Annotated in this window: 12 protein-coding genes, 1 rRNA gene and 1 pseudogene; 9 read left to right on the top strand and 5 right to left on the bottom strand. The window is 34.7% G+C overall.

The window, feature by feature from the left end:
- Positions 1-237: 237 nt before the first annotated feature.
- Positions 238-444 carry a type II toxin-antitoxin system HicA family toxin gene (locus IQ237_RS25285; RefSeq protein ID WP_194060004.1) on the bottom strand — a complete coding sequence of 69 codons (207 nt, stop codon included), beginning with the start codon at positions 442-444 and terminating at the stop codon, positions 238-240.
- Positions 441-644 (bottom strand): type II toxin-antitoxin system HicB family antitoxin, encoded by a 204-nt coding sequence (locus IQ237_RS25280; protein WP_194060003.1) that lies wholly within the window; start codon positions 642-644, stop codon positions 441-443. The genes IQ237_RS25285 and IQ237_RS25280 overlap by 4 nt, the downstream gene beginning before the upstream one ends.
- Before the next feature lie 365 nt (positions 645-1009).
- Between IQ237_RS25280 and IQ237_RS25275 the strand changes: the two genes are divergently transcribed.
- The 3 genes from IQ237_RS25275 (at position 1010) to gloB (ending at position 4831) form a co-directional block, all read left to right on the top strand.
- Complete coding sequence (locus tag IQ237_RS25275) at positions 1010-2719, top strand: AarF/ABC1/UbiB kinase family protein (RefSeq protein ID WP_194060002.1); 1710 nt, start codon at positions 1010-1012, stop codon at positions 2717-2719.
- A gap of 38 nt (positions 2720-2757) precedes the next feature.
- Positions 2758-3132, top strand: a complete 375-nt coding sequence (locus tag IQ237_RS25270) for a hypothetical protein (RefSeq protein ID WP_194060001.1) — start codon at positions 2758-2760, stop codon at positions 3130-3132.
- Positions 3133-4057: 925 nt separating this feature from the next.
- Positions 4058-4831 carry a hydroxyacylglutathione hydrolase gene (gloB, locus tag IQ237_RS25265; RefSeq protein WP_194060000.1) on the top strand — a complete coding sequence of 258 codons (774 nt, stop codon included), beginning with the start codon at positions 4058-4060 and terminating at the stop codon, positions 4829-4831.
- Between the two features lie 292 nt (positions 4832-5123).
- On the opposite strand, the gene menD is transcribed toward gloB, so the two are convergent.
- Positions 5124-6848 carry a 2-succinyl-5-enolpyruvyl-6-hydroxy-3-cyclohexene-1-carboxylic-acid synthase gene (gene menD / locus IQ237_RS25260; RefSeq protein WP_194059999.1) on the bottom strand — a complete coding sequence of 575 codons (1725 nt, stop codon included), beginning with the start codon at positions 6846-6848 and terminating at the stop codon, positions 5124-5126.
- A gap of 132 nt (positions 6849-6980) precedes the next feature.
- Between menD and folB the strand changes: the two genes are divergently transcribed.
- Positions 6981-7340 carry a dihydroneopterin aldolase gene (gene folB, locus IQ237_RS25255; protein ID WP_194060005.1) on the top strand — a complete coding sequence of 120 codons (360 nt, stop codon included), beginning with the start codon at positions 6981-6983 and terminating at the stop codon, positions 7338-7340.
- 17 nt (positions 7341-7357) lie between these two features.
- Positions 7358-7702 (top strand): annotated as a pseudogene (locus IQ237_RS25250) (chloramphenicol acetyltransferase); the annotation flags it as partial.
- A 131-nt stretch (positions 7703-7833) separates the two neighbouring features.
- On the opposite strand, the gene IQ237_RS25245 reads toward IQ237_RS25250, so the two are convergent.
- Positions 7834-9198: an NB-ARC domain-containing protein gene (locus IQ237_RS25245; RefSeq protein WP_194059998.1), complete on the bottom strand. Its 1365-nt coding sequence runs from the start codon at positions 9196-9198 to the stop codon at positions 7834-7836.
- Positions 9199-9459: 261 nt separating this feature from the next.
- Here IQ237_RS25245 and IQ237_RS25240 point away from each other — a divergent pair, with 261 nt between their 5' ends.
- From IQ237_RS25240 to IQ237_RS25225, 4 genes are all read left to right on the top strand, one after another.
- Positions 9460-10140 (top strand): GTPase family protein, encoded by a 681-nt coding sequence (locus tag IQ237_RS25240; protein WP_194059997.1) that lies wholly within the window; start codon positions 9460-9462, stop codon positions 10138-10140.
- A gap of 13 nt (positions 10141-10153) precedes the next feature.
- Positions 10154-10945 (top strand): GTPase family protein, encoded by a 792-nt coding sequence (locus IQ237_RS25235; RefSeq protein WP_194059996.1) that lies wholly within the window; start codon positions 10154-10156, stop codon positions 10943-10945.
- A 127-nt stretch (positions 10946-11072) separates the two neighbouring features.
- A complete protein-coding gene (locus IQ237_RS25230) occupies positions 11073-11270 on the top strand; it encodes a hypothetical protein (protein WP_194059995.1) in 198 nt (65 codons plus the stop codon).
- 35 nt (positions 11271-11305) lie between these two features.
- Complete coding sequence (locus tag IQ237_RS25225; protein ID WP_194059994.1) at positions 11306-11518, top strand: hypothetical protein; 213 nt, start codon at positions 11306-11308, stop codon at positions 11516-11518.
- Positions 11519-11677: 159 nt separating this feature from the next.
- Here IQ237_RS25225 and rrf read toward each other — a convergent pair.
- Positions 11678-11795 (bottom strand): 5S ribosomal RNA (gene rrf, locus IQ237_RS25220).
- Between the last annotated feature and the right edge of the window lies 1 nt (position 11796).

Below are 11796 nucleotides of genomic sequence, written 5' to 3'. Positions count from 1 at the left end.
TTGTATGTGTCAACAAATTAGTTATGTTCATTGGATGGAAGATATCATGAGATGTTAACATTTTCACCCTTAATAGGACTACTATAACTGAATATGTAAACTTTTGTAACGACATTCAACATTTCTGCTACTAATTCTACTTTTTACATTCATTATTTTTCGTGTAGCGATCGCTTTTCTTGAGATTCTCTAATCTAAAAAGCGATCACCTTATTGCATGAAAAAAGTAACTGTTAACTATAAATCATCTTCTTCTAATTGGGCTATTTTCATAATTGATTTTAAAGTTCCAAGTTTTAAATCTTGATTTCTATGTACAGGAATAGAGATAATTTTACTTTCATCAGGTTTTTCATAAATATGGTGACTGCCTGTAATTTTTTTGAGAATCCAGCCTTTTTTCTCAACAATTTTACATAGTTTCTTACCCGAAATTGATTTCATACTGCAATTTCAATCACTTGTGAGATTGGATCTAGTTTTTGTATTTCATTTGCTACTTCTAACCAACCTTGTATAGCATCTTGAAGGTTATTAATTAACTCTTCCATTGTGTCACCTTCTGTTATACAACCCGGAAGAGCAGGTACTTCAGCCCAATAACCCCCTTCTGCGGCGGGATGAATAATTGCTTTGAATTTCATTGTTTTTACATTTGCAGTTATTTCTGAACGAATTTTAACAGATTAACTTCTAAAACTTCCCTTTCCCATCAACTAACCTGTATGGGATCGGATTTTCAAGATATTTAATGTTATTTTTAATACTAAGGTAAACTGCTTTAAACATTAAGAAATAATAAAATACTCTCGCTATGAGACAAAAGTTTGTACTTTTATAAAGTATAATTAAGAAAAAGATAAACTAATCTCAACAGTCAAGATAGATTGAGTTTATCTATAATTTCCATCAAAAACTACCAACAAACCTGACAACTAGCTTGTTAGATAGGTAGTAAACATACAAAATTCCCAAATTCCCAGTTGTAGAGGTAGAGGCAAAAAAAGACGTGGGTGAGTATCAACCTGCTGAACTAAAGCAGTATAATCCAGAAGCGATCGCTCGTTACTATCGTTACCGTCCCTGGTTAGCTTGGGGCAGACTACTGAGAATCATACTCTCCTTTGCAGGCTTTCTATTCAGCCTCAAGTGGGATGAATGGCAAAACCAAGTTGAGCAGAATAAGGGTAAACGAGCTACCCAATTACGACAACTGCTCACAAACCTCGGTCCGACATTTATTAAAGTGGGTCAAGCCCTTTCGACTCGGCCAGACTTGATCCGTAAAGACTTTTTAGAAGAACTGGTAAAACTACAAGACCAGTTACCACCCTTTGACCATGACCTAGCGCAACACATTATTGAAACTGAACTTAACCGTTCCATTGACGAGATATTTAGCGAATTTTCCCCGAAACCAGTGGCTGCGGCTAGTTTAGGTCAAGTATATCGGGGTCGTCTCATCACTGGTGAGGAAGTAGCAGTCAAGGTACAACGTCCGCACCTGCGTCCAGTAATTACAAAAGACTTATATCTAATGCGTTGGGCAGCTACTTGGCTGAGTCCTTGGTTGCCCCTCAATCTTGGCCATGACCTCACATTAATCGTAGACGAGTTTGGCACGAAGTTATTTGAAGAAATAGACTACATGAACGAAGGTCGGAACGCGGAAAAATTTGCCACCAACTTCCGCGATGACCTCCAAGTAAAAGTACCAACTATTTACTGGCGTTATAGTAGTACCCATGTTTTAACCCTGGAATGGATCAACGGCTTTAAACTCACAGATATCCAAAGCATTCGCCAAGCAGGTTTAGATCCCGAAACAATTATCCAGATTGGTGTTACTTCTGGTTTGCAACAATTATTAGAACATGGTTTTTTCCATGCTGACCCCCATCCTGGTAATTTATTTGCTGTTCCCGATGGTCGCATGGCTTACATCGACTTTGGCATGATGGACCAGTTGGAAGAAACCACAAAGGAAACCTTAGTAGATGCCTTAGTACATCTTGTTAACAAAGATTATACTGACTTAGCGGAAGACTTTGTGAAATTGGGCTTCCTCGCTCCAAAAACAAATATTGCTCCCATTGTTCCAGCATTAGAAGCAGTTCTGGGAAATGCCATTGGTAAAAACGTCGGTGATTTTAACTTTAAAACCATTACCGATGAATTTTCGGAATTGATGTATGAATATCCTTTCCGAGTTCCCGCTAAGTTTGCTTTAATTATTCGTTCTTTAGTGACACAGGAAGGTATTGCTTTAACCCTCAACCCCAATTTTAAAATTGTGGAAGTAGGTTATCCCTACATAGCACGACGGTTATTAACTGGTGAATCTCCCGCATTAAGACGACGGTTATTGAACGTGCTATTTAAAGATGGTAAATTCCAATGGCAGCGTTTAGAAAATTTGATTTCCATTGCGCGGACTGATCAGCAATTTGATGTTGTGCCAACAGCCAGAATGGGTTTACAGTATTTACTATCGGAAGAAGGTAAATTTTTACGTCGTCAGTTAGTTTTAGCATTAACTGAAGATGATCGTTTACACACTGATGAAGTACAAAGATTGTGGGATTTAGTCAAAGATGACTTACCACCAAATCGGTTATTAAATGTAGCTGTCGGCATTTTAACCGAGTTATCGAGAGAAAGTGTAGCAGCTATTTTGCCAAAAGCAACATCTCTGATTTCGTTTACTGAAAAACAGTAAAAACGTTTAAATTATTTGCATAAAAATCAGGAGTCTTCATGTATTATTATCCTCTTCAACCTCCTTATATCTTGCTTTTGGTTGGTTTCCTCATGGCTTTAACTTCTGGTTTTGCCTTATCGGGAACATTAAAAGTAATTGTCCAAAAATGGCCAAATAACAATCAAGAACCTATTAAATCTAGTGCTTCTTTAAAGCAATTGTTAGTACCATTTCTTGGTATTACGGGAGGCGTTTGTTTATTTATGTCTTCTGGTTTAGAAATATTTGGTTTTCCCTCTCCCCTAGCTTTGGGTATTGGTTTACCTTTGAGTTTGGGAACTTGTGTGTTTGTTTGGTTTCAGTTAGGTAGTTTGCTGGAATTTGTCAGCAGTCGAGGAATGCAATCTTTAGATTTGGATTCTTGGTCTTAATAACAATAATTCAGGAGTCAGGAGTTATTTATTTTGGATTTTGGATTTTGGATTGTTTTGTAAAATCTAATCTAAAATCTAAAATTTTCTTCCCCATCTCCCTATTTCCTTTACTAACGAAAAACTTTTTGCTGCCACCTTTATTTACAGCGATTTTCAGGTAAATGAACCACATTTTTTAATCTCACGCAAAGACGCAAAGGCGCAAAGGAAGAAAGGAAGATAACAAGAAGGATGTGGTACAAATATATGAAAACTGCTGTAAACTGGTTATTAGTATCAAGATTGGGGTTGCAATTGACGTAATTGCTTTTTTACATGATCAAGTCCAATTACTTGTGCATTTGCCTGATCTTGAAAATCTGCTTTTTCACGAATTTTAATTAGGTTTTTAATCCGTTCATAAGCTGTCGTGAATTTAATTTATATAAGGTTAACAGGCAAGACTTGTACTGAGCGCAGTCGAAGTATGCCTGTTCCACAAGACCTAAGAATATTAAGATTATACAGTTTAACTGCATAACAGCTTATTCTGCTATATAAAACCTAGACAAAGCTAGACTTTACTTTCTACTTCAACGGGAGCATGGGAGCGGTTATCCCTCTGTAGACCTTCACGCTGTAGCCCAACGCGATTGTGTTCCAATTAAGTTTCTGAAAAAGACTACCACCATCATTGCTTGGTTTTCGCGTCGGCAATAGTCTCAATTCAATACTTGATATCACCGTATTATATATCAAGTAGTTGATTTTTTCCTGAAAATATATTGATTTTTGTCAATATAAGTATAGTTTTGTCTATGAAATTGTCAACTTAGGACAAGCTCTTGTCTCATTAGTAATTGAATTGACTAACCTGATTCAATTCAAAACTTCTAAAATGATCAATATCAAGCATCCATGTGTGTGGGAGGTAAAGAAAGCAATGCAGGTAATCCGACTATCAGCACTTTCTGACAACTATATATTTATGCTATACGATTTACAGCACAATATTGCGGCTGTTGTTGATCCAGCGGAGTCTAAACCAGTTTTACAGGAACTTGCACAACTCAAATGCAATTTAGTAGCAATTTTTAACACACACCATCATCATGATCATGTGGGTGCTAATCTGGAGTTAATCGAAAAATTCCCCCAATTGACAGTATATGCTGGAATTGAGGATCGGGGAAGGATTCCTGGACAACAGGTATTTTTACAAGAAGGCGATCGCGTACAATTTGCCGATCGCACAGCAGAAGTATTTTTTGTACCCGGCCATACCCGCGCTCATATCGCTTACTATTTTCCACCAGTAACACCAGATGAGACAGGGGAATTATTCTGTGGTGATACTTTATTTGCAGGTGGTTGTGGTCGTTTGTTTGAAGGTACACCAGCACAAATGGTAAACTCATTAAGCAAACTGCGGTCTTTACCTGATAATACCCGTGTTTGGTGCGCCCATGAATACACTTTAAGTAATCTGCGCTTTGCATTAACTGTGGATAGTGAAAACACAGAGTTGCAAAAGCGATTTGCAGAAGTAACAGCTATGCGTCAGCGTCAAGAAGCTACAGTACCTTCTCTGCTGGGGATTGAAAAGCAGACAAATCCGTTTTTACGTTGGGATCAATCTTCATTACAATTAGCTGTAAACAGTAAAGATCCTGTAAAAACTTTTGCTAAAATTCGCGGAATGAAAGATAAATTTTAAGTAAGTATTCAGCAGTCAGCTATCAGCAGTCAGCTTTGAAGACTGAAATAGGGGGGAGCATCCCAATTTTCAAAAGTAACCGCAGCAACACTAAAAAATCTCTTAAAATCTCTTTCCTTTGTGTCCTTTGCGTCCTTTGCGGTTCAATCATATAAAGCATTGGAGCGTTTACTTCGTAAGATAAACATAAATTTACACATTTGGGATGCTCCGAACTAGGGTTTGCTGAATAAACCCAAAACCCAGAAAAATCAAAGGTTTGAAGTTGATAAACAGCAAAGAAAGTGAATGCTTAAAAAGCATTACTAAACCTTCTTAAATATTCCTTTCTCCATTGAGCATCTCTTTTTCTATTCGTCCTAATTTCCAAAACCCGTATTCTCTGACTTGGTAACAGTTTTAACCTTTCTTTTAACTGTTTCCAAGAATTTATTAACTCATATTCTACATTGTATGTAGCACATAACTGAGCAAAATTAATATCCTGGGGAGTGGCAAAAAATTCTTCAAAAGGTGGATCAAAATTAGCAATAGGTAACATTTCAAAAATTCCTCCACCATTATTATTTATTAATACAATCGTTAAGTGTCCAATGAACTTATTTTTTATTAAAAAACCATTGGTATCATGTAATAGTGCTAAATCTCCTGTCAACATCACACTACTTTGTTGATGATGTGCTATTCCTAAAGCAGTGGAAAGAGTACCATCAATACCATTTGCACCACGATTAAAATATGATTTGATCCCTAAATTATTCGGTTTGGAGAAAAATTCTACATCCCGCACCGGCATACTATTAGCAATAAAAAATGGTGTTTGTGGAGGCAGAATTTGTGAAATTAACCAAGCAGCTTTACTTTCAATTAAATCCTCCATATTTTCAAAAGTCTCATCAATAGTTTTTCTGATTTGCACTTCAATTTCACACCACTTTTGTAAATAAAACCCCCATTTTTCATTCTCCATTCCCCATTCCCCAACCTCTATATTTTCTACAGATATCCTTAAATGTGTTGTTTTTCCATGTAAAGGATCTAAATTTTCAGCACTATTATCAATTAACCAACATTGAGGATTAACATTAATTAACCAATTACGTAATTCTTTACTGGTCGGTATTTCACCGATTTGAATTACCATTTCTGGTGTTAATTCTTGGGCAATTTTTTGATTACGTAAAATGATGTCGTAGGTAGAAATTAAATAGGGGTTTAAGTCTGCATAATTTCTAACAGGAGAAAGTCCTTCAGCTAAAACAGGCCATTGCAGAGTTTGGGAAAGACGAGCGATCGCTTTACAATACTCTTCAGGTTCTTTGGGTTGTGCTACCCCAGCAATGATAATACCCCGTTGACATTGTTGCCATTCTTTAGGTAATTGGTAATGGGTAATTGGTAATTGAGTTGGAACTATCCCAGCAAAGAACTCTTCACAATCTAATGTAAAATTAGTACCATCAGAAATTGGTGCAAGAGGATCACGAAAAGGTATATTTAAATGTACAATTCCCCCGCTAGGAAATTGGCAACGTTCCCAAGCATGAATTACCGTTTGTCGCAAATAACGTAACATTCCTATATCTGCAACAGGTGTAGCTAACTCCGTTTGCCAGTTAGGATAATTACCGTATAATTTTACTTGGTCTATAGTTTGTCCAGAATGACAATCTCGTAATTCAGCAGGTCTATCTGTAGTTAATATTAATAAAGGTACACGACTTTCTTTGGCTTCAATTACCGCAGGGTAAAAATTCGCTCCTGCTGTCCCTGAAGTACAAACCAAAACCACAGGTTTTCCCGTTGCTTTTGCTCTTCCTAACGCAAAAAAAGCCGCAGAACGTTCATCTAAAATGGGAATAGCTTCAATATCTGGCGCTTGTTTGCTAAAAGCTACCGTTAAGGGAGTAGAACGAGAACCAGGACATAAAACAGCACAACTTAAACCCAAGCGTTTGAGGGTTTCTGTTAAAACATAAGACCAAAGTTGATTAAGATTATTAAAATTTAACTGCATTTAATATGGGAGATAAGACAATTTTTTAATTTTAAGTTGTTTATCGGGCTTTTTAATTTAATTTTTAATTTAATTTTCGTGTAAGATTTAAAATGGGGACGATGTAAAACTACTACTATAATGTTTCTTACTATGGACTGTATTCATTTAACAGGAATTAGCTGCTATGGCTATATTGGGTATTTACCAGAAGAGAAGGTTTTAGGACAATGGTTTGAGGTAGATTTGAAATTATGGCTGGATCTTTCTCAAGCTGCTGAGAGTGACGCTATTGAAGATACTGTAGACTATCGCAATGTTATTAATTTAGTGCAGAATTTAGTGAAAACATCTAAATTTGATTTGTTGGAAAGATTAGCAGGTGCGATCGCAGATGCTATTCTTCAGCAGAATGATATGGTTTCTCAAATACAAGTTATGGTTATCAAACCTGCTGCACCCATCCCCGACTTCAAAGGCAAAATTAGCATTGAAATTACCAGATATAAGTAGGAGTGTGTGTCAATTTCATGGAACAATACGGACCCAATCCTAAAAATCCCTATCCCATAGCAGAACATCATCGGGTTTGCTTTATTAAAAACTGCATCAAATCACTCAATATTATTATTGGTGTCTACACTTATTATGATGATCCAGAAAATCCAGAAAACTTTGAAAAAAACGTTCTTTATAACTATGGTGGTGATTCATTAATTATAGGTAAATTTTGTGCGATCGCTACCCATGTAAAATTCATAATGAACGGTGCAAATCACAAACTTGATGGAATTTCTACATACCCATTTCCCATTTTTGGTCATGGTTGGGAAGCAGCAATGAATGATTTAATGAATTTACCCAGTAAAGGGGATATCGTCATATAATTTTAAGATTCATAATCAGGGATATAAAATTCTGTATACACCATGACATACTTTTAAAACATTCTGTTGTTTCGTTTCATGGACTACATAATTTACTGATCTGGAAAAATATCAATCCATTAATCTTGACAAAATTTGCTCACATATTCCCTAAAAACAGGATACAATTGAAACAATATTTTCTCATTTTTGATTTTCGTAACCAAATACCTTTGTTGCAAAGACTGTAAAGCATTATTAAAATCAATAACAGATAAACTTAAATGCAGTTTTAAATCTTCTCTAGAAACAGGAATACCAAAGTTAATCAAACTCAACACTATGTCTTTTTCTTGTGTTGATAAACGGTTATATATTTCCCGAAATCGAGATTGCATTTGATTAGTGATCAGCAAAGTATCATCAGATAAAAATTCACCAACATCGCCATCATAATTATTATGGATTAAGCTGATCACACTTTTTAAATCATTGAAATTACCAGCATATAAATTAATTAATTTTAACCATGATTCCTGATATTGTAAATCTGTATTTCCTAAAATATCAACATCATACAATCCAGATAGTTGTAAACACTTAATCGGATAAAATTCTTGTTCTAAACATTTCATTTCTGGACATTGTTCTTGACTAATAACAATTACATGACTTTGATGTTTAAATTCAGTAATCATCGTCAAAAAATTTTGATAATCTTGATATTCAGATTTGTATTGTCCAGCGAATTTACCAGGAATAAATATATTTTGAAAATCATCAAGAACAATTAAACATTTATGATTACAAAGAATAGAAAATAATTGTTTTAATCGTTTATCTAAAGTTTCTTCAGGTTGTTGTTGACAAACATTCAAAATATCACTAACCAGTAAATCTAAAGACTGAGGATATTTTAAACTTCTCCAAATAACAACGGGAAAATTATTTAGGTTGAAATCAACAAATCTTTTAACTAAAGTGGTTTTACCAACACCATATAATCCTAATACAGAAATTAACCGAGTATTTTGGTTAAATATCCAATCAGATAGTTTTTCTAATTCTTTTTCTCGCCGATAAAAATTCATAATTTCAGGAGCAAAAGTTAAATCATAAGCAGATAATTTATATTTACTATTTATATCACCTGTTTTTTCTGGTTGACTTGGATTATTTAATACTTGAGAACTAAAATTAAAACAATGACTATTACCAATACAAATATTTGGATTTTGGTAGGATTGAATATATATTCTCTTTATTGTAGAACAAAAATTAGATTTTTTTATATCTTGATTTAAGATATCAGATAAAAGTTGCCATAATTTAGATCCTATATCTGCTATATGATTAGTAGTTAAATTATATTTGCGAGCAATATCATCATAAGATTTCTTATTCCATGTACCTTCAACAACAGCTATTTGTATGTCATCTAGATGTTTTCCCGTTTTCTCAAAAACCATCTGATCAACAAATTTTACAACTTCATCAACAGTCATAAAATGTATACATAATAAGGGTTTCAGTAATTATAGCAAAAATGAAACATAATTTTACCTATATTTTCCTAACTTATACATAAAAATTTATAAAAATCTCCCAATAAAATCCTATTTTTTCCAATAGACAGATGATTATAAATTCTTTTAAAAATAGTAATTAAGTCACAAAACAAACTTAGTATTATCAATCTTTGGTATCTTTCAAAGAATCTGATTATACTTCTAGCCAATCAGTAGAGTAACTAAAAATTAATCAAAATGTCTGAATTGAGCAGTGAACCAAAAACCATCAAAACCCCTATAAATATAGAGGTTGATACTGTCACTATAGCTAAATTTGGTCAAACAGGTACAGGAAAAACAAGCTTGTCCAATGCTTTATTTGGAGTAAATTGGTGTACAGATTATGCTGTTGCTTGTACTCAAACCGTCAGTAAATACAAGGGTAAGATGTTACCGGAAATTAGTCAAGGGAAAGATTTTACCTGGCAACTTTGTGATACTCCCGGTGTCGGTGAAAGTGAATATGCAGATGATCAGCATTTTGAGGATATTTATCACACCTTCCATCAAGCAGATGTAATCATGTGGGTTGTTCAGGCTGATACCCGCGCATTTGCAGAAGATCAAAAAGCAATCCTCAAACTAACCGATAAGAAACAAAAGATTCCCAATGCTCATTATGTCATAGTTTTGAATCAGATAGATCGAGTACATCCTGAAAATTGGGACAGCGAAAAAAAACAACCATCACCAGAACAATTAGCTTTAATCCCAGAGAAAATAGACATTGTTTATCAAAGATTTTCTCCTTATTTACCCATTCAAATAGAACATATAATCCCCTGTTCTGTTGTTAATAATTATGGTTTGGATAACCTTGTTAATACCATCAACAAATTTAATTATCTAGTCAATACAAATAACAACTTGAATTAAAGGAGTTAGAAAAATGGAACTTTCTCGCAAAAAAGTATCACCAGAACAACAAAAAATAGTAGATAACTTACGTAAAGTTTTAGGTGATAAAGACTTTCAACTTTTTGAGCGTTTAGTGCAAGAAGAACTAGCCAAACCTCCCAAAGTAGCCATTATCGGTAAAACAGGTGTTGGAAAAAGTACCACCATTAATGCCTTATTTGGATTACAAGAAAAAGTCAGTCACACCACACATGGAACAACAGAAGCAAGTAAAAAAATAATTGAATTACCCCAGGGAGGAAAATTAGAAGTTATTGATATGCCAGGACTGGGGGAAGATATAGAACTAGATGAAGAATACGCTAAAATTTACGAGCGAACTTTACCAGAAGCAGACGTTGTTCTCTATGTCATTCAAGGGAATTTAAAAGCATTAACAGAAGATCAAAAAATACTCAGAGACATTGTACAAAATGTGATGGGTAATTTAAAAGGTCGTTTAGTAGTGGGATTAAATCAAGTAGATAAAATCGGTCCCGGTACATGGAACACCAAATTTAATTATCCGTCACCTGAACAGGAAGATAATATCAATCGTCGTTGTCAAGATATCCAGAAAAAGCTCAGTTCTGCTTTATCTATCAATGTTGAACAGGTTGAATATTACTCAGCAGAAAAAAGATACAGACTCTATCATCTTCTAGCAGCAATTATCAAAGCATCTGGTAATGTCGGCTGGAAATTTAGTATTAATCCTGCTGATCCCATTGCACTAGCAGATCCATCTGTACAAGATTTATTGAGAAAGCAATTAGAAAGTTAAGCAATTATCGGATTTGTCTCAATTTTTGTTTAACTTCAAGTTCAAGCTAGGTTTATATGTTGAAAATGGTGACTTTTTTGCTTGGTCACATGATGTTCACTTCACTTACACAGGCGGATCTTAACAAATGGATTTTGATGATTTAACCCCAGAAGAAAAAGCAATTCTTGAAAGCTTTAGAAAACTTTCTCAATCTCAAAAAAAAGCAGTCACAGCCAGTAAAGAGTCGTTTATTAATTGGATAAAAACTTCTGTTTCGTGGGTATGGGATAAAATTAAAGGCTATGCTAACGATTTATGGAGTTGGCTAAAAGGCTTCTTCTAAGAACCTTGATAAAACACTTTCAACAGGAGTAAAGAATGGAATTATCAGATGAAGAGAAAGAAATTATTAGGCGTTATCGTCAACTTACTGATGCGGCAAAAAAAGCAGTGCTTGCCAGTGAAAACTCATTTGAATCATGGATTAAAACTGCTATAGCAGGGGTTTGGAAAAAAATTCTTGAAGTCGGTAGTTCTGAAATAATTACTGGAATATACCACTATTTGAAAAAGCAGTTGTTTGGTTCTTAATTTAACAGAAAATAAACTTAGTAAATAATAAATGGGTAACTGATTGTCAATCAATAGTCACCCATTTTAATAATATAAAATTTTTAATAATATAAAATCGCCAAAACAAAAACCCCCTCTCAATAAACCAAGAGAGGAGGCTTTTGGATTGAATATTAGCCCTGGCATCGAGCTATTGTGACAGAGGGCAACCCCTCAACTATCGTCGCCGCAGCAGCGTTTCACCTCTGAGTTCGGGAAGGGATCAGTGTGGTTCCACCGCGCCATAGACACCAGGA

Source organism: Sphaerospermopsis sp. LEGE 08334 (genome assembly GCF_015207205.1).
Taxonomy (GTDB): Bacteria; Cyanobacteriota; Cyanobacteriia; order Cyanobacteriales; family Nostocaceae; genus Sphaerospermopsis.
This window is presented reverse-complemented; position numbering and strand designations above follow the sequence as displayed.